Origin of the sequence: Pseudomonas vlassakiae, from assembly GCF_014269035.2 — a bacterium.
In the GTDB taxonomy this organism is placed as follows: Bacteria; Pseudomonadota; Gammaproteobacteria; order Pseudomonadales; family Pseudomonadaceae; genus Aquipseudomonas; species Aquipseudomonas vlassakiae.
The window spans coordinates 97,631-118,176 of record NZ_JABWRP020000014.1; the positions used below are offsets into that span (position 1 = coordinate 97,631).

The following is a 20,546-nucleotide window of genomic DNA, read 5'->3' on the forward strand; positions in this document are numbered from 1 at the left end:
GCGGTACCCACTGCCGCCGCCAGCGCGGCCAGGGTGGGCTGGCCGAACAGCACACGGATATCGGCATGCAGGCCTTGCTGGCGCAGGCGTGAGGTCAGGGTTACCGCCAGCAGCGAATGGCCGCCCAGTTCGAAGAAGTTGTCGTGGCGCCCTACCCGTTCCAGGCCCAGCAGCTCGCACCAGATCTCCGCCAACAGGGTCTCCGTTTCACCTTGGGGGGCTTCATAAGGGCGGTCCTGAACTGCATCAGGTTCTGGCAGCGCCTTGCGATCGAGCTTACCGTTGGGGCTCAGTGGCAAGGCGTCGAGGTGCATGAACAGCGCCGGGACCATGAACTCAGGCAAATGCGCGAGCAGTGCCGTGCGCAGGGTCTCTGCAGGCTGCGGCTCGCCGGTGTAGTACGCGATCAGGCGCTGGTCGCGGGCCACCACCACGGCTTCCTTGATGCCGGCGATGGCGGTCAGCCCAGCCTGGATTTCGCCCAGTTCGATACGCAGGCCGCGGACCTTCACCTGGTCGTCGTTGCGGCCCAGGTATTCGAGGTTACCGTCCGGCAGGTGGCGTGCGAGGTCGCCGGTACGGTACAGCCGCCCGCCCGGGCGGAACGGGTCGTCGAGGAAGCGCTCGGCCGTGAGTTCGGCCCGGTTGAGGTAGCCACGGGCGACCTGGACGCCGCCGATGAACAGCTCGCCGGCCACGCCTTGGGGCACTGGCTGGCCTTGGCTGTCAAGCACGTAGAGGGCGGTGTTGGCGATTGGTTTGCCGATTGGGGTGTTGTCGGGGGCGGTCAGGCAGTGCCAGGCGCTGACGTCCACGGCGGCTTCGGTCGGGCCGTAGAGGTTGTGCAGCTCTACTGCCGGCAACTGCGCGTGGAAGCGCCGTACCAGGCTGCCGGGCAAGGCTTCGCCGCTGCACAACACACGCTTGAGGGCCTGCACCGTACCTGTGGCAGCGGGTTCACCCGCGAAGAAGCCGGCGCGGTGGATGGCACCGGCTTGGGCGGTGGACGCGGAGGCGGACAGGAACACATCCAGCATCGAGGGGACGAAGTGCAAGGTGGTGATGCCTTCGCTCTGGATGACCTGGCGCAGGTACTCAGGATCACGGTGGCCACCGGGGCGGGCCATGACCAGGCGGGCGCCGGTCTGCAGCGGCCAGAGGAATTCCCACACCGACACGTCGAAGCTGAACGGGGTTTTCTGCAGCACCCCGTCTTCGGCGGTCAGGCCGTAGGCATCCTGCATCCACAGCAGGCGGTTGACCACGCCGGCATGCTCGTTCATCACGCCTTTGGGCAGGCCGGTCGAGCCGGAGGTGTAGATCACGTAGGCCAGATGGCGTGCAGTCAGGCCTGTAATCACCGGGTTACTGGCAGGCTGGTCATTCCAGTCTGGCTGATCCAGATCGATGATCCGGCCGGCATCCGGCACATCGCGGGTCGCCGCATGCACCAGCACCGCCACCGGTGCGCTGTCGCTGAGCATGTGCCGCACGCGCTCGGCCGGGTAATCCGGGTCCACTGGCACGTAAGCGCCGCCGGCCTTGAGGATGGCCAGCAGCCCGACCACCATCGACAAGCCACGTTCGACGCAGATCGCCACGCGGTCGTCCGGTTTCACGCCCAGGGCAATCAGGTGATGCGCCAGGCGGTTGGCCTGTTCGTTGAGCTGGCGATAGGTCAGCTCGCCCTCTTCTGCCCGCACGGCAAGCGCATCCGGGGTCCTCGCCACCTGGGCCTCGATCAGGCCATGCAAGGTCTGCTCAAGGTCGTAAGCGACGGCAGTGTCGTTGAAGTCCACCAGCACGCGCTGGCGCTCAGCGGCCTCCAGCACCGGCAGGCGCTGCAGCGACAGTTCCGGCTCCTGCTCCAGCGCCTCGACCAGGGCTTCCAGCACCTGGTTCATCTGCCCGCAGATCCGCGCCGCGCCGACCTCGGCGGGCGTCATGGCGACCAGGCGGAAGCCCTCGCCCATATCGTCCACATTGAGGCTAAGCGGGTAGTTGGTGCGTTCCTGCCCGTCGAGCACCTCGATGCCTTGCCAGGCCTGGCGCTGCTCGGGATTGGCCTCGGCACCGTGGCGGTAGTTGAGCATGGCGCTGAACAGCGGCAACGGCGCGGCGACGCCGCTGCAGCGCTGGGCCAACGCCAGCGAGGCATGCTCGTGGGCCAACAGTGCGCTGAGACGCTGGTGGGTGGCATGCGCGGCCTCGCGCAGGCTGACGCCGCCCAGGTCGATACGCAGCGGCAAGGTGTTGATGAACATGCCCAACGCCCGCTCGGCACCCTCGCCGCCCTGCAGGCGGCCCAACAGCACGGTGCCGAACACCACCCTGTCCTGACCGCTGACAGCGCCCAGCAGGCGCGCCCAGGCCAGGTGGAACAGGCTGGCGACGCTGATGCCCAACCCCCGGGCCTGCCGACGCAGGCCTGCGGCAAGGGCTGTCGACAGCGTGAGCTTGAACTCCTGCATGTCACGGCCGTCACCCTGCACGTCGGCAAGGCCGAACGGCAGGGTCGGCGCGTCGATGTCGGCCAGTTGCGCGCGGAAGAACGCCTCGTGCTCGGCCGGGCTGATGCCCAGGCGGGCCTGGGCCACGTAGTTGCGGTACGGCACCGGGGCATGGGCGGGGGCCGGGGCGCCCTGCAGCAAGCCTTGCAATTCTTCGCCAATCACTTCCAGGGCGGTGTGATCGAGCACGATGTGGTGGAACTGAAGGGTGGCATCGAGCGCGCCATCGCCCTGACCCTGGAACAGCTGGAGCAGCGGCGCCCGGTCCAGGCGCATCGCCGGCAAGCCCCCCTCAAGGGGACCCGCCAGCACGCCAGGCACGCTGCGCAGGACCACCTGAACCGGCTGTGGCAGGCCGTCCCAAAGCACCGCGGTGCGCAACACATCGTGGCGAGCGACGACCTGGTCGAGGGCGTCGGCAAACGCCTGCAGGCGTTCGAAGTTGTCGAAACGCAGGCGCGAGTAAAGCACGTAGGGGTCGTGCTCGGCCGCGCTCAGGTGATGATAAAGAATGCCTTCCTGCAAGGGTGCCAGCGGGTAGATGTCCTGCACGTTGGCAGCGCCACCGGGTACGCAGGCGACAATCCTGTCGATGCTGGCCTGGTCGAGCTCGATCAGGCTGAGAAGGTCCGGGGTGATGTGGCGACAGCCCTGCGCAATACGGTTCTCGGGCACTTCGACCTGCTGAATATGCCCCAAGGTCGCTGCCAGGGCGGCAATGGTCGGCTGGCCGAACAAGGTACGCACATCCACCTGCAGGCCTTCCAGGCGCAGGCGTGCGGTGAGGCTCACGGCCAGTAGCGAGTGGCCGCCCAGCTCGAAGAAGTTGTCGTGCCGCCCTACGCGCTGCACGCCCAGCAGTTCGCTCCAGATCGTGGCCAGCAGGGTTTCGGTACTGCCTTGCGGGGCTTCGAAAGCGCGCTGCTGCAGCACTGCGTCGGGCGCTGGCAGAGCTTTGCGATCCAGCTTGCCGTTGGGGGTCAGCGGCAGCTGGTCGAGGTGAATGTACTGCGCCGGTACCATGTACTCCGGCAATTGCCGCTGCAACGCCTGGCGCAGGCTGTCCGCGGCGTGTGGCTCACCGGTGTGATAAGCGACCAGGCGCGCCTCGAACGCCTGCACCACCGCCTCGCGCACACCCGCGATGCGGGTCAGGCAAGCCTCGATCTCACCGGGTTCGATGCGCAGGCCGCGGACCTTCAGCTGATGATCGTTGCGCCCAAGGAATTCGAGGCTGCCGTCGGCACGTTGGCGCACCAGGTCGCCGCTGCGGTACAGCCGCTCGCCAGCCACGAAGGGGCTGAGAATGAAGCGCTCGGCCTGCGCTTGGGGCAGGCCCAGGTAGCCACGGGTCACACCAGCGCCACCGATATGCAGGTGGCCGGCCACGCCCCACGGCACTGGCTGGTCGTGGCTGTCGAGCACATACAACGTCGTGTTGTCGATCGGTTTGCCAATCGGCACGCTGCCTCGTGGCAGCGGCGTGCCAGGTTCAAGCGTCCAGACGCTGCAGTCGACAGTGGTTTCGGTCGGGCCGTAGACGTTGTGCAGGCGCACACCAGGCAGGCGCTGGCGTACCCATGCGGCCAACGCCTCGGTCAGCTCGCCGCCGCCGCAGACGATGTCGCTCAGGCTGGTACACGCGGCGCTCTGTTCCTGCTCAAGGAACTGCTGCAGCAAGGCTGGCACGAACTGCGCCACGTTCACTTGCTGGCGCTGGATCAATTCGGCGAGGTACTGCCCATCGCGCTGGCCATCCGGCCGCGCAACGACCAGGCGCAAACCGCTGCACAGCGGCCAGAACAGCTCCCATACCGAAGCATCGAAGCTGATCGGCGTCTTGTGCAGCACGCTCCCGGCCACCCTGCACAGGCGTCGGCTCCAGTGCAGCAGGTTGACCACGTTGCGGTGCTCGACCATCACGCCTTTCGGTACGCCAGTGGAGCCGGAGGTATAGATCACGTAGGCGAGGTGCTGCGCCGTCAGCCCTGCCACCTGCGGGTTGCTGATCGGCTGGTCGTCCCAGCCTGGCCGGTCAAGGTCGACCAGCAGCGCATGCTGCGCCACGCCACGCGTTGCCGCATGTACCAGCAGCGCATGGGGCGCGCTGTCGTCCAGCATGTGGCGAATGCGCTCGGCCGGGTAGCTCGGGTCAACCGGCACATAGGCGCCGCCAGCCTTGAGAATGGCCAGCAGGCCGACCACCAGCGAGAGCCCACGTTCGACGCAGATCGCCACGCGGTCGTCGGGTCTTACCCCAAGGGCAATCAGGTGGTGGGCCAGGCGGTTAGCCTGTTCATCGAGCTGGCGGTAGCTCAATTGGCCCTCTTCAGCGACCAGCGCCGGGGCATCCGGCGTGGACCTGGCCTGCGCTTCGAACAGGCGGTGCAGCGGTTGCTGCAGATCGTGCGGGTATGCGCTGGCGTTGGCCTCGACCAGCAGGTGCTGACGCTCCTGAGGTGCCAATACGGGCAAATGCTGCACCGGAAGTTGCGGTTGCTGTTCCAGCGCATCGAGCAGGCCGGCCAGCACCTGCAGCAGTTGCTCGCCGACGCGTTGTGCGCCGACCTGCGCCGAGACCTGGGCGGTGATGCGCAGGCCGTCGCCAAGGTCGTCGACGTTGACGCTCAACGGGTAATTGCCGTGGCCGCCGCTGGGCAACGCCTGGATGCCTTGCAGGGCTTCGCGGTGCGCCTGCTGCTCACTGGCACTGGCGCCGTGGCGGTAATTGAGCATGGCGCTGAACAACGGCGTCGGCGCGGCCACGCCGCTGCAACGCTGGGCCAGGGCCAGCGAGGCGTGCTCATGGACCAACAGCGCACTCAGGCGCTCATGGGCCAGACGGACGCCATCGCGCACGCCTAGCCCGTGCAGGTCCAGGCGCAACGGCAAGGTGTTGATGAACATGCCCAGGCCGCGATCGGCGCCGACCCCGCCTTGCAGGCGCCCGAGCAGCACGGTGCCGAACACCACACTGTCCGTGCCACTGGTGGCCGAGACCAGCCGCGCCCAGGCCAGGTGCAGCAGGCTGGCAGCACTGACCCCTGATTGCTGGGCCTGCTGACGCAGGCGTTGGTACTGGCTGCTGTCGAGCTGCACGGTGGCCAGCTCGAAACCGTCGGCCTGGCCCTGCAGGTCGGTCAGGCCATAGGGCAGCGTGGGTTCGTCGATGTCACCGAGTTCGGTACGGAAGAACGCTTCGTGCTCGGCCTCACTGATGGCGAGCCGGGCCTGGGCCACGTAATTGCGGTAAGGCACCGGCGCCCGGGTCGGCTGCTGGCCATGCAGGTGGTCGCGGATTTCGTCCAGCACCAGCTTCATGGCGGTGTGGTCCAGGGCGATATGGTGGAACTGCAACGTGGCGTCGATGGCGCCCTCGGACTCGCTGTACAGCAGGCGAATCATGGGCGCCTGGTCCAGCCTGATGGCCTGTGAGCCGGCGCCGACGATGCTCGGTGCGCTGCGCCAGACCACCTGCACCGGCTGGCGCAAACCATCCCAGAGCACGGCGGTGCGCAGCACATCGTGGCGGGCGATGACCTTGTCCAGCGCAGCCGCAAAGGCTTGCAGGCGTGCCAGGCTGTCGAACACGACACGCCATTGCAGCAGGTACGGGTCGGCCCCCGTGGCGCTGAGGTGGTGATAGAGGATGCCTTCCTGCAGCGGCGCCAGCGGGTAGATGTCCTGCACGTTGGCGGCACCACCCGGCACCGTGGCGACGATGCGGTCAATACTGGCCTGGTCCAGGTCGATCAACGGCAACAGGTCCGGCGTGATCCGGCTGCAGCCCGCCACTATGCGGTTTTCCGGCACCACCACCTGACGGCCGTTGCCCAGCGCTGCAGCCAGTGCAGCCACCGTGGGCTGCCCGAACAGCACGCGCACGTCCGTGTGCAGACCGCGCTGGCGCAGGCGCTCGATCAGGGTCACGGCCAACAGCGAGTGGCCGCCCAGTTCGAAGAAATTGTCATGCCGCCCTACCCGCTCGACGCCCAGCACTTCGGCCCAGGCGGCGGCGATGGCGATTTCGCTTTCGCCCAGCGGGGCGACATAGCCTTGCTCCGCCAGTTCGGGCTCCGGCAGCGCCCGACGATCCAGCTTGCCATGGCTGGTGAGCGGCCACTGCTCCAGGCGCATGAACGCCTGCGGCAGCATGTGCGCCGGCAGGCTCGCCTGCAGCGCCTGACGCAGCGCATCGAGCTCGACGGGTGCCGTTTCGGTGAACCAGGCCAGCAGCCGTTCGCCGCGTACCAGCACCACGGCATGCTCGATGCCAGGCTCGGCAGCCATGGCGGCTTCGATCTCGCCCAGCTCGACGCGCATGCCGCGGATCTTCACCTGGTCATCGTTGCGGCCCTGGTAGTCGAGGCTACCGTCGGCGTTCCAGCGTACCAAGTCGCCGCTGCGGTACATGCGTGCCCCCGGCAGGCGGCTGAACGGGTCGGGCAGGAAGCGCTCCTCGGTCAGTTGCGGGCGGTTGAAATAACCCCGGGCGACCTGGCCGCCACCGATGTACAGCTCGCCGGTGACCCCCACCGGTACCGGCTGACGACGCTGGTCGAGTACATACACGCGGGTGTTGGCGATCGGTTGGCCGATATGCAGTGCACCGCCAGGCAGAACCTTGCCAGACGTGGCGACCACGGTCGTCTCGGTCGGCCCGTAGTTGTTGACCAGCTCGAAGCCAGGGTCGCGGTCGAACTGGCGCAGGCGGTCGCCACCGATCAGCAACGTGCGCAGGGTCGGGTGCCGGCGTTCGCGGCGCAACACCTGCTCGGCGACCGGCGTCGGCAGGAAACTGACCTTGAGCGGCTGTTCCAGCCACCAGTCGAGCAGCGCCTCTACCTGCTCGTTGGCGATGTGCGCGGGCGGCAGGTGCAACGTGGCGCCGACACACAACGCCGGCCAGACTTCCCAGGCCATGGCATCGAAACCAAAACCGGCGACGCTGGACGTGCGCTCTCCAGCCCCCAGCGCGAACGCCTGGCAGTGCCAGTGCACCAGGTTGGCCAGGGTCTGGTGCTCGATCATCACCCCCTTGGGCTGGCCGGTGGAGCCCGAGGTGTAGACCACGTAGGCCAGTTGATGGGCATCGAGCCCGGGCACTTGAGGGTTGCTGTCGACGGGGTGCCAGCTGCCTGGCTGGTCGAGGTCCAGCCGCGCAAGGTGGCCCGGCAGCCCCTCGATAGCCGAGTCAGCCAGTACCAGCGTCGGCGAGCTGTCAGCCAGCAAGTAGGCGATGCGCTCGTGTGGGTAGGCCGGGTCCACCGGCACATAGGCCGCCCCGGACTTGAGCACGGCCAGCAAGCCAATCAGCCGCTCGGTGCTGCGCGGCAGGCACAGGGCGACCCGGTCGCCACACTGCACACCGTGCTCGATCAGGCGGTGGGCCAGGCGGTTGGCGCGCAGGTTGAGCTCGCCATAACTCAGGGTTCGATCGCCCTGGCACAGGGCCGTCGCTTCGGGTGCTCGGGCAGCCTGGGCCTCGATCAGGGCATGCACGGTGTGCCCCTGCGGATACGCTTGCGCCGTGGCATTGAAGCGGCCAAGCAGTTGCTGGCGCGTTGCCTCATCGATGATCGGCAAGGCATCGACCGTGGCCTCCTGGCCAGACTCCAGCGCCTGCAACAGCTGCGCCAGCGTGTTGGCCATCCACTCGGTGACACGGGCGGCACCGATGCCCTCGACGGCCAGCACACTGAGGCTGAAAGCCTCGCCAAGGTCGTTGACGCTGAGGGTCAGCGGGTAGTTGCTGCGCTCCTCACCGCCCAGCAGGCGCACGCCCTCCCAGATGCCCTCGCCTTCGCGCGGCGCATCGGCGGCGCTGTGGCGGTAGTTGAGCAAGGCGCTGAACAACGGCACCGAAGCGGCCACGCCACTGCACCGCTGAGCCAGGGCCAGCGGGGCATGTTCGTGGCCGAGCAGTGCCGACAGGCTGCGATGGGTGGCGCGTACCGCTGCGTGCACGCCAGCACGGGTGTCGACCCGCACCGGCAGGGTGTTGATGAACATCCCCAGTGCACGGTCAGCGCCTTCGCCCCCTTGCAGGCGGCCCATCAGTACGGTGCCGAACACCACGTCAGCGCGGTTGGCCAGCACGCCCAGCACACGCGCCCAGGCCAGGTGCATCAGGCTGGCGGCGCTGACACCCAGCTGCCGCGCCTGGCTGCGCAGGCGCAGGCTGAGGCCGGCATCCAGGGCCAGGAAGGCGCTGTCGATATGGCGCCCGTCGCCCTGCACATCGGCAAGGCCCAGCGGCAAGGTCGGCTCGTCGACGTCGGCCAGCATCTCGCGGAAGAACGCCTCCTGGCTGGCAGGGTCGGCCCGCCGCGCCTGGGCCACGTAGTTGCGATAAGGCACCGCCGGCGGCAGGGGCTCGCCTGGAGCGAACAGCACGGCGCGCATTTCCCGGGCGACCACGTCCATGGCGGTGTGGTCCAGGGTCAGGTGATGGAACAGCAGGATCGCCACCACCTGCTGGTTGCGCGGGTCGAGGCTGTAGTACAGCCGGGTCAGCGGTGCCTGGCCCAGGTCCAGCCGGTGGTGGCGCGCATCGAACCGCGCGTGCAACTGCTCGATGCGTGATACGCCAGGTTCATCGTCCAGCTCAACTTCGCACACGGCCAGCTCGGCACTGCGCCACACCACCTGCAGCGGCTGCGCCAGCCCCTGCCAGTGCACCGCGGTGCGCAGGATGTCATGGCGGTCGATGACCTGCTGCAAGGCGCCGGCCCAGGCCAGCAGGCGCTCGACGCTGTCGAATGCCAGGCGCGTCTGCAGCAGGTACGGGTCGCCCTGCTCGGCGCTCAGGTGGTGGTAAAGGATACCTTCCTGCAACGGCGCCAGCGGGTAGATTTCCTGCACGTTGCTGGCACCGAACGGTACCGTGGCGACAATGGCGTCGATGCTGGCCTGGTCCAGTTCGATCAGGCTGAGCATGTCCGGCGTGATCCGCGTGGCACCCTGTGGCACTCGGTTGGCCGGGACCTTCAGCGCTTCGCCGAGGGCTGTCGCGCTGGCCAGCGCAGCCACGGTCGGCTGGGCGAACAGCACGCGCACATCGATGACCAGGCCGGCCTTGCGCAGGCGCTCGACCAGGGTCACGGCCAACAGCGAGTGGCCACCCAGTTCGAAGAAGTTGTCCTGCCGCCCGACCCGCTCCATCCCCAGCACCTCGGCCCAGATCCCGGCCATGACAAGCTCGGTCTCGCCTTGCGGCGCTTCATAGGCCTGCCCTGGCAGCAAGACGCCATCGGGGTCGGGCAACGCTCGGCGGTCGAGCTTGCCGTGGCTGGTCAGCGGCAGCGCGTCGAGGCGGATCAACGCCCATGGCTGCATGTGCGCCGGCAAACTGGCCTGCAGGGCCTGGCGCAAGCGTTCAGGGTCGACCGGCGCGATTTCGGTGTACCAGGCCAGCAGGCGCCCTTCGCGCACCAGCACCGCCGCATCGTCGATCTCCGGCTGAGCGGCCAAGGTGGCCTCGATCTCACCCAACTCCACGCGCATGCCGCGGATCTTCACCTGATCATCGTTGCGACCTTGGTAATCGAGGGTACCGTCGGCATTCCAGCGCACCCGGTCGCCGCTGCGGTACATACGCCCGCCTGGGTTGAAGGGGTCGTCGAGGAAGCGTTGTGCAGTGAGTTCAGGGCGGTTGAAGTAACCACGGGCGACCTGTACCCCGCCGATGAAAAGCTCGCCCGTGACGCCGACCGGCACCGGTTGCAAGCCTTCGTCGAGGACATACACGCGGGTGTTGGCGATCGGCTGGCCGATATGCAGGGCGCCGCTGTCGGTGACCTGGCCGGAGGTAGCCACCACCGTGGCTTCGGTCGGGCCGTAGTTGTTGACCAGGGCAAAGCCTGGGGCGCGCTCGAACGGGTGCAGGCGATCGCCGCCGACCAGCAGCGTGCGCAAGGTCGGGTGCTGGCGATCACGGCGCAGCGCCTGTTCGGCCACCGGGGTGGGCAGGAAGCTGACCTGCAGCGGCTGCGCCAGCCACCAGTCGAGCAGCTCGTCGACGTGTTCGTTGCCGATGTGTACGGGCGGCAGGTGCAGCGTGGCGCCTGCGCACAGGGTTGGCCAGACCTCCCAGGCCAGGGCGTCGAAGCCGAAGCCGGCAACGCTGGAGCTGTGCGAACCGGCCGTCAGTTCGAACGCCTGGCAGTGCCAGTGCACCAGGTTGGCCAGGGCCTGGTGTTCGACCATCACGCCCTTGGGTTGGCCGGTCGAGCCGGAGGTGTAGACCACATAGGCCAGGTGCTGCGCATCCAAGGCAGGCAGCTGTGGATTGCTGGCGTTGGCGGCGAACGCCTCGGCCTGGTCCAGGTCCAGGCGCGGTATCGGCGGCAAGCCTGCGATGGCAGCGTCGGCCAGCACCAGCGCCGGCATGCTGTCTTCCAGCAGATAGGCGATACGCTCTGCCGGGTAGGCCGGGTCTACCGGGACATAAGCAGCGCCGGCCTTGAGCACCGCCAGCAGGCCGACCAGGCGCTCCGGGCGCCGTGGCAGGCACAGGGCAACCCGGTCGCCCGGCTTGACGCCCCGTTCGATCAAGCGATGGGCCAGCTGATTGGCACGCCGGTTCAGCTCGCCGTAGCTCAATGCCAGGCCATCCTGTCGCAGCGCGCACGCCTCAGGGGCGCGCGCGGCCTGCGCTTCGACCAGCGCATGCACGGTCAGCCCTTGCGGGTAGGCCCGGGTCGTGCGGTTGAATTGCTCCAGCACCTGTTGGCGCTCTGCCTCGGGCAGCACCGCCAGCGTTTGCAGCGGCGTTTCGGGAGCCTGTTCAAGTGCCCCGACCACGCTCGACAGCACCTGCGCGAACTGCTCGCAGACCCGCGCAGCCCCCCACTGCGGCAGGCTCTGCACGGTCAGCCGCAGGTCATCGCCTAGGTCATCGACGCTGACGGTGAGCGGGTAGTCGGTGCGTTCTTCGGCCCCGACGATGTCGATACCTGGCGCCACCGGGATGATTTCGGCGGCATCGCCGGCAGCACTATGGCGATAGTTGAGCATGCTGTTGAACAGCGGTGCCGGCGCGGCCACGCCGCTGCAGCGTTGGGCCAGAGCCAGCGAGGCCTGCTCATGGCCGAGCAAGGCGCTGAGCCGTTGCTGCGTGGTCAGCAGGCCCTGGCGCACGCTGTGCTGGCCGAGGTCGATGCGCAGCGGCAAGGTGTTGATGAACATGCCCAGCGCCTGGTCGCCACCCTCGCCGGTGGTCATGCGCCCCAGCAGCACACTGCCAAACACGACGGACTGGCGTGCAGACAATTGCCCGACCAGGCGGGCGAAGCCCAGGTGCAGCACGCTGGCCGGGCTCACCCCCAGCTGCCGGGCCTGGTGACGCAGGCGCAGGCTCAGCTCGGGTGGCAGCGTCAGGCGCGCCTGTTCCAGTGGCTGTTGGCCTTTGTCCTGCAAGCCGAAGGCCAGGGTCGGCTCGTCGATATCGTGGAGCATGTTGCGGAAAAATCGCTCGTGGACGCGTTCGTCCAATGCCTGGCGCGCAGCCGCCAGCACGTTGCGAAACGGCATCGGCGCTGCCAGCTGCGCCGACTCGCCGGCCAGGTGCGCCTGGATTTCGCGGCGCACGATGTCCAGTGCGGTGTGGTCCATGACCACGTGGTGGAACATCAGCAAGGCCACCCACTGCTCGCCCTCGCCACGGGCGTGCATCAGCTGCATCAGCGGCGCCTGGCGCAGGTCCAGGCGATAGTGACGCGGATCGAACTGCGCGCACAGCCGGGCCAGGGCATCCGCGCCGTCGACCTCGATGGCGGCACGGACCAGGGTTGCCTCACGCCAGACCACCTGCACGGGCTCGTCGAGGTATTCCCAGTGCAGCGCGGTGCGCAGGATGTCGTGGCGCTGGATCACCCATTGCAGCGCTTGGGCAAAGGCTTCGAGGTGTGCCTTGCTGGCAAAGCGCAGTTGCACCTGGGCCAGGTACGGGTCGCCATCAGCGGCTGACAGGTGCTGGTAGAGCATGCCTTGCTGCAGCGGTGCCAGCGGATAGATGTCCTGCACATTGGCACCGCCGCCCGGCACGCTGGCGACGATGCGGTCGATGGCGTGTTGCTCGAGTTGCACCAGCGGCAGCATGTCGGGGGTAATGCGGAAGGCCGGGCTGAGCCAGTCGCCATCGCATTCGGCAAGCATCTCCAGCAAGGCCGGCTTGTGCCGAGACAGCGCCTCCCACAGGGTGTCGTCCAGGGCTTCGTCATCGCCCAGGACGATCAGGTCCCGGTCTTCGCGCTGGAGTCGGATTGCATGGGTGGAGAGTGCAGCCATCAGTTCGCTGAAAAGCATCGGTAAGCATCCTGCTTTGCCTGGAAGGGGGATCGTCGACACGCTAAAGGATCGTGACCGGGTGGTCTGACATGGGAAGCGGGGACAGGGGTATGGCTGGGGTCATGTGTTGGGGCGCAGATCGAGCGCCGCCCGCGCGGCGCTCGATCTCACAGGCGACATCAATTACAAGGCAAGCCCCTCAAATCCGCCGCCGCTTCGCCAGGCTCGGAATGGTGGTCTGCGGTATCACCACCGCAGCCCGCTCGTGACGGGTACTGGCCGCCAGCCCCGCCAGGGTCGGCTGGCTGAACAAGGTCCGGGCATCGACATGCAACCCGGCCTGGCGCATGCGCGCCACCAGGCTCACCGCCAGCAATGAATGCCCGCCGAGCTCGAAGAAATTGTCCTCACGCCCCACCTGCTCGATCTTCAACACCTCGGTCCAGATCGCCGCCAGGGCCTGCTCAAGGTCACCCTGCGGCGCCTGGTACGCGCGGCTGATCACCGCCTCGGCCCCCGGTGCCGGCAGCGCCCTGCGGTCAACCTTGCCATTGGGGCTCAACGGCAGCTCGGCCAGCGCGACGAACGCCTGCGGCACCATGTACTCGGGCATGCGCGCCAGCAGGTGACTGCGCAGCACCTCCAGCGCCGGCGGCTGAGCCCCGCCCCGGCAGGTGAAGTAAGCCACCAGACGCTCCTCGCGCATCAGCACCACGCTTTGCCCGATCAGGGGGTGCGCCGACAGCGCCGCCTCGATCTCGCCCAGTTCCACCCGCAGCCCACGCAGCTTGACCTGGAAGTCGTTACGCCCGACGAACTCAAGCTCACCGTCCTGGCGATAACGCACCAGATCGCCAGTGCGATACAGCCGGTCGCCCTCGACGAAGGGGCTGGCAATGAAACGTTCGGCCTGCAACACCGGCAACCCCCGATAACCCCGAGCCACGCCAACGCCGCCAATGTGCAACTGCCCCACTGCCCCCAACGGCACCGGGCGGTCATGGGCGTCGAGCACATAGAGGCGGGTGTTGGCGATCGGCCGGCCAATCGGTGGCGCCAGCGTGGGCAACGGCTGGTTGGGATGCAGGGTCCAGGCGGTGCTGTCGACCGTCGCTTCGGTGGGCCCGTAGACATTGTGCACGCGGACCTTCGGCAGGCTCTGGCGAATCTGCTGCAGCAGCGCCAAGGTCAGTTCGCCACCACCACAGAACAGATCGGTCAGGCTGCTGCAACGCTCGACGCCCGGCACTTGCAGAAACTGATGCAACAGCGCAGGCACGAACTTCATGATCGTCACCTGCCGGGCCTGCACCCGCTGTACCAGATAAGCCGGGTCACGGTGCCCATCGGGCCGCGCCAGCACCAGGCGCAGCCCGGCGACCAGCGGCCAGAATAGTTCCCAGACCGAGCCGTCGAAACTGAAAGGCGCACGCTGCAGCAACGCGCCGCCCGGTTGTGGTGGGCAGATCTGCGAGCCCCAGTGCATCAGGTTGCACAGGCCACGGTGCTCGATCATCACGCCCTTTGGCGTACCGGTGGAGCCAGAGGTGTACATCACGTAGGCCAGGGCGGACGGCCCCAGGCCCGCTACCTGCGGGTTGTCGGCGCTGCACGCTTGCCACGGGTCAGCATCCAGGTCGAGCACGGGCACGGCCTGCGCGTCGAACAGCCCCCGCGTTTGTGCGTGCACCAGCAGCACGGTGGGAGCACTGTCGTCGAGCATGAACCGCAGGCGTTCGGCCGGGTAACCGGGGTCGAGCGGCACATAGGCGCCACCCGCCTTGAGCACCGCAAGCAACGCGACCATCATCGAGACGCCACGCTCGACGCAGATCGCCACCCGCGAATCGGCCGCGACGCCAGCGGCAATCAGGCGATGGGCCAGGCGGTTGGCCTGGGCATTGAGCGTGGCGTAATCGAGATCAGCCTCATCGGTTTGCAGGGCAATGGCCTGGGGCGTGCGCCGCACCTGGGCCTCGAACAGGGCCGGCAATGTGCTGCCCAGCGGGCTGTGGCGGTCTTCGCTGGCATTGAAGCTTCGCAACAGTCGCTGCAGTTCGTCGGCTGGCACGCAGCACAGCGCAGTCAAAGGGTTGGCCAGGCTTTCGGCGAATTGGCGCAGGGTCGTCAGCAGGCAGTCGAGCAGCCGTGGCGCGCCGATCGCACGCGGTGCACGCAGGCCAAGCTGCAGCGTGTCGCCCAGGTCGTCGACGCTCAGCACCAGCTCGTGGCTCAGTACTTCGCTGGCCTGCAGCAATGTTACCCCTGCCAGCACTTCACCTTGCGGCAAGGCACCCTGGCGGTAGTTGATCAGGCCTTGGAACAGCGAGGTACCTGCGGGCAACCCGCTGCAACGCTGGGCCAGCAGCAACGCAGCGTCCTCGTGGCCGAGCAGGCTGGCGAGCCGTGCATGGGTCTCGGCCAGGGCCTGGCTTGCCGGGCCTGCGCGCAGGTTGATGCGCAGCGGCAGGCTGTTGATGAACATGCCCACGGCCCGGTCGGCACCGTTGCCGGCCATGGTCCGGCCCAGCAGTACGGTGCCGAGCACGACCTCGTCACGGTCCGACAGGCTGCCAAGCACCTGGGCCCAGGCCAGGTGCAACAGGCTGGCCAGGCTGGCGCCATGGCCACGGGCCTGCTGGCGCAGCCGCTCGCCCAATGCGGCGTCAAGCCTGGCGGTATGGCTGTGCAGGTCGTGTTCATCGACCGCTACCCCGCCCAGCCCAGGGATGGCGGCGGGCGGCTCGATGCCAGCCAGCTGTTCGCGGAAATAGGCTTCATGGCCAGCCTGGCGCTCGGCATTGCTGCTCAGCGCCACATAATCGCGATAGGGCACGGGCGCTGGCAGTTGACCGCCACGTCGGTGCATGAATGCCTCGAGTTCGCCCAGCAGCACCTGCAGAGACACCGCGTCATTGACCAGATGGTGGAAGCGCAGCAACCCGAGCCAGCGGCCCTGGGCGGGGTCCTCGGCGGTGACCATCGCCATCATCGGCGCCTGGCGCAGGTCCAGCGGCTTTTGCTGCGGGTCGAAGGCCTTGCACAATTGCCCGGCCAGATCGCCTGGCACGGTTGCCGCCCAACGCTCTACCGGCAGGCGGGCCTGGCGCCAGACCACCTGCTGGGGGTGCGCCAGCCCTTCCCAGGCCAGGCTGGTACGCAGGATGTCATGGCGCTCGATCACCCGTTGCAAGGCTTCGACGAACGCCTGCAGGTGCGCATGACTGGCAAAGGCGAACAACGCCTGTTGCTGGTAGGGGTCCTGAGCGTCGGCCACATGGTGGTACAGCAGGCCTTGTTGCAGCGGGGCCAGCGGGTAGATTTCCTGCACGTTGGCAGCACCGCCCGGTATCCTCGCGACAATCTGCTCGATGGTCGGCTGGTCGAGCGCGGTGAGCCGCAGCATCCCGGGGGTGATGCGCAGGCTACCCGGTGCCACACCATTGGCCGGCACCGCCACGACCTCGTCGACCACCACCGACGCCGCCAGGCTGGCCAGGGTCGACTGGCCGAACAGCACCTGCACGTCAGCTTGCAGGCCTTGCTGGCGCATGCGCTCGATCAGTTGCACCGCCAGCAGCGAATGGCCGCCCAGTTCGAAGAAATGATCCTGGCGCCCCACCCGCTCGACCTGCAGCAACTCGGCCCAGAGCAGTGCCAGCCGCTGCTCGATGTCGCCCTGCGGCGCTTCATGCTCGCGGCGCACCATCGCCGCTTCATCTGCAGCCGGCAAGGCGCGGCGGTCGAGCTTGCCGTTGGCCGTCAACGGCCATTCGGCCAGGTTGACGTAGGCCGCGGGCAGCAAGGCGGCAGGCAAACGCTTGCGCAGGTGCGCGTGCAATACCCGTGGCGATACGGCTGACTCGGCGATGTACCAAGCCTGCAACTGCCCCCCGCGCAGCAACACCACGCTTTCGCGCACGGCGGCATGACTGCACAACGCGGCTTCGATTTCGCCCAACTCGACGCGCACACCGCGGATCTTCACCTGGTCGTCGTTGCGCCCAAGGTATTCCAGCGTGCCGTCGGGCCTCCAGCGCACCAGGTCGCCGCTGCGGTACATACGCGCCCCGGGGTGCGCACTGAACGGGTCGTCCAGGAAGCGCTCGGCGGTCAGTTCGGCACGGTTCAGGTAGCCACGCGCCACCCCCTGGCCGGCGATATACAACTCACCCACGGCACCCGGCGGCAGCAGTTGTTGCTGGTCGTCGAGCACATACAGCCGGGTGTTGGCGATCGGCCCGCCGATATGCAATGGCTGGCCGGCCTGCACTTCGCCTGAAGTGGCCACTACGGTGGCTTCGGTGGGACCGTAGTTGTTGATCACCCGGTAGCGACGCTCGCGGGCCAGGCGGCGCAGGCGGTCACCGCCTACCAGCAGGGTCTGCAGGGTGGGATGCAGGTCGCCTTGGGCAAAGGCATGCTCGGCCACGGGGGTCGGCAGGAAACTCACGTCCAGCGGTTGCGCCCGCCACCAGTGCAGCAAGGCGTCGATGTTTTCAGCCCCCTCGCCGACCGGCGCCAGGTGCAGGGTCGCGCCGCTGCACAAGGCTGGCCAGACTTCCCAGGCCATGGCATCGAAGCCGAACCCGGCCAGGCTCGATTGGTGACGACCTGGCCCAAGGTCGAAGGCAGCGCAGTGCCAGTCGACCAGGTTGGCCAGCATGCGATGCTCGACCATCACGCCCTTGGGCAAGCCGGTCGAGCCGGAGGTGTAGATGACATAGACCAGATTGCACGGCGCCAGATCGGCGACGGCAGGCGCCTCGCCACTTGCCGTTTGCCAGGCGCAGCGGTCCAGTTCGACCTGCGGCAGGCCATGGGCTGGCAGACGTGCGCTGAACCGGGAATGCGTCAGTACCACGCACGGGGCACTGTCTTCGAGCAGATAGGCCAGCCGCTCCTGGGGGTGCGCCGGGTCGATCGGCACGTAGGCGGCGCCGGCCTTGAGCACCGCCAGCAGCCCGACCAAGGTATCCAGCCCGCGTTGCGCCACGACGGCGACCCGCTGGTCCGGGCCTGCACCCAGCCCCACCAGTTGCCGCGCCAGCTGGTTGGCGCGACCGTCCAGCTCGCCGTAGCTCAGGGGCTGGCCAGCGTGCAGCGCCGCCACGGCCTCGGGTCGGAGCCTGGCCTGCGCCTCGATCCGCTGGTGGATCAACGGTGCCTGCTGCCCGTGGGCAGTTGCCGGCGGGTTCCAACGCTGCAACTGCAGCTGCTCAGCGGCCGTCAACAGGCCAAAATCGGCGATGCGCAAGCCTGGCTGCTGCAGCCCCTGGTGCAACACGTGAAGCAGCCGCTCAGCCAGGGCGGCGACTTCATCCTTGCTGAACCAGGCCAGGTTGTGCACCAGATGCAGGTGGGCCTTGCCGCTGTGCGGGTTGGTGCGCAGGTGCAGGCTCAGTGGCGTCGGCTCGTGGCCGTTACAGGTCATCACCGTATGGCCGCAGGCCTCGCCAAAGCGCAACGCGTTGCCATCTTCTTCATAGGACACCATCAGCTCGAACAGCTGCGGCCGTTCCTGGCGCAGGGCACCGAGCGCGCGGTTCAGCTCGCTGAGGGCGAAGCGCTGGTGGCGAAAGTCCTGCTTGAGGGCATCGCGAATGCTGCGCACCAGCGCGGCAAAGGGCTGGCTGCGGCCAAAATCCATGCGCAAGGCACTGACCTGGGTAAACAGCCCGAGGGTCGATTTGAAGCGGGCACTGGCGCGGTTGCGTACCGGCACGCCGACCACCCATTGGTCGCACTGCCAGGTGCGTGTGCAGCACACGTGCACCGCCGCCAACAGCACGTGGAAGGCCGACGCCTGGAGTTCGCTGCCCAGTGCGTTCATGCCCGCCAGCAGTTGCTCATCGAAGGGCAGGTCGAGGGCCGCGCTGGGTTCGCCGGCCGTCAACTGGCCGCGCTCACGCGGCGCCAGCAAGGCATCGGGCAATTGCTGATACTTGCCCAGCCAGTAGTCGCGGTCGCGGCCATGGCGTGCAGAGGCCTGGTACTGGCTGTCGTCGATGATGAACTCACGATAGCCCGGCGCGCTGTCCGGCAAGGGCTCGCCTTCGCCCAGCAGGCCATAGTAGTCGGCGACGCGCTTGAACCACAGGTCTACCCCCCAGCCATCGAGGATCAGGTGATGCGCCTGCAGTGCCAACAGGTAGCGCTGTTCGCCCAGCCTGATCAGCTGTGCCGCCCATAGCCCGACAGTGCCCAGCAAAAAAGGCTTGCGCATGCAGCTGTCGAGCAGCGTCCGGGCTGCGGCCAAAGGGTGCGCGGCAGCCCGCAGGTCATGCTCGTGCAATTCCACCGCCAGCGTTTCGGCAAAGTACTGGCGCGGTACGCCATCCTGCCCCTCCGGCGCCAGCAGCACCGTGCGCAAGCCTTCGTGCAGCGCCACCAGGTGCGCCACTGCCCTGCGCAACCGCGCAACATCCACCGCGCCGTCCAGCTCGACGTAGGCGCCGATGTTGTAAAGCGGTGAATCACCGTGGCCAATCTGGTCCAGCCAGATGTCCCGCTGGGCTGCGGTGAGGGCAAAGGTTTCGGCGGCAGGCATGAGGGGGCAGGTCCTTGTTGGCTTGAACATCCGCGGATTCAAGCACCCCCTCCCGGCACTGTATGGCCCGTTAAACCCGGACAACCCGGCTGCGTATCCCTGGCAGCTGAAAAGCCTGTAGGAAATCAACCATGGCTGGCCGCCCTGGATGGCTTACGTCAGGCCAGTGCGAGCGGAAACTGAAGCGAACCGCCAGGGATATGGCCGCGTTTCACTGGGCAAAACCGGTTTGCTGCGCAGCTGTCACGGTTTGATGTGCCACGCGCACAGCAGGAATCAATGGCATTTTCTGTCCCGGTTTTCCATTACAGACGCAGCCCTTGCAGCGGGCTTGAATACCGTCACCCCCTCCCCGCCAACCGGAGCACTCGACCGCGAGACCACCCGCCGTAACGCTTTGAATCAAGGAAGAAAGGATATGAAGCTGACCGCCAGCCTCGCACACCCGCCCGACCCTCAGCTGTACCTGCAACTTGGCGAACTGATCGCCAGTACCGGCGCCGACGCCTTCGCGGCACAGATGTTACGCCTGGTTGAGGCCCAGGTACCGATCCACAGGCTCGAACTCAGCGAATGGACCCTGGACCCGCGCCAGGCCAGCGTCAGCCGCATCCGGGTACTGGGCAGCGCCGGCCTGGAGCAGCAGCGACCCGGCAACGAGCCACTGCGCCACCCGTTACTGCAGAACATCATGCAGATGGACGACCCGCTGCTGATCGAGTTCAAGGCCCCGCTGGACGCCCAGCACCCCCATCAGTGCCACCTGGTGTCCTGCAGCGGCGACCGGCGCTGGGTCATCTGCTTCCATCGCCTGCCAGAACAAAGGGCGTTCACCCTGGCCGAGCTGTCACAGCTCAAGAGCCTTTCCGACACCTTGCTGCCGCTGGTCGAGCACCACGGCCAATTGCTCGGCCAAGGGCTGGCCCAGCGCGTCGGTTCGCCCTTGGTGGACCTGGAAGCCGGGTCGTTGCGCCACGCCTTTGGCGAGCGCCTGGCCCAGGAAGCCGTGAGGCTTTCCAGCCGCGAGGAAGAGGTGTGCATTGGCCTGCTCACAGGGGGCACGGTGCCGGAAATGGCGCAGAAGCTGAACGTGAAGAACAGTTCGATCGAAACTTATCTCAAGCGCGCCACCGCCAAGCTGGGGGTCAGTGGCCGCCATGGGCTGGCGAAATGGATGGCCGGCGCCTGATTGCACG

General features: G+C 67.5%; 3 protein-coding genes (1 of these 3 cut by a window edge). 1 reads left to right on the plus strand and 2 read right to left on the minus strand.

The annotated features are described in order from the left end of the window. A protein-coding gene (locus HU738_RS18330) for a non-ribosomal peptide synthase/polyketide synthase (RefSeq protein WP_217871491.1) crosses the window boundary here: on the minus strand, positions 1-12,818 show its 5' portion. The gene continues 9,481 nt to the left of window position 1, outside the view; only the first 12,818 of its 22,299 coding nucleotides appear in the window; its start codon is at positions 12,816-12,818; its stop codon lies off the left edge, out of view. A 181-nt stretch (positions 12,819-12,999) separates the two neighbouring features. Next, positions 13,000-19,350 carry a non-ribosomal peptide synthetase gene (locus tag HU738_RS18335; RefSeq protein ID WP_186603029.1) on the minus strand — a complete coding sequence of 2,117 codons (6,351 nt, stop codon included), beginning with the start codon at positions 19,348-19,350 and terminating at the stop codon, positions 13,000-13,002. A gap of 418 nt (positions 19,351-19,768) precedes the next feature. Between HU738_RS18335 and HU738_RS18340 the strand changes: the two genes are divergently transcribed. Then, entirely contained in the window at positions 19,769-20,539 is a 771-nt protein-coding gene (locus tag HU738_RS18340) for a helix-turn-helix transcriptional regulator (RefSeq protein WP_186603028.1), read from the plus strand. Positions 20,540-20,546 lie beyond the last annotated feature (7 nt).

Excerpts from the sequence above, each read along its gene's own strand:
- HU738_RS18335 (WP_186603029.1), bottom strand. The coding sequence starts at position 19,350 with ATGCCTGCCGCCGAAACCTTTGCCCTCACCGCAGCCCAGCGGGACATC.
- HU738_RS18340 (WP_186603028.1), top strand. The coding sequence starts at position 19,769 with ATGAAGCTGACCGCCAGCCTCGCACACCCGCCCGACCCTCAGCTGTAC.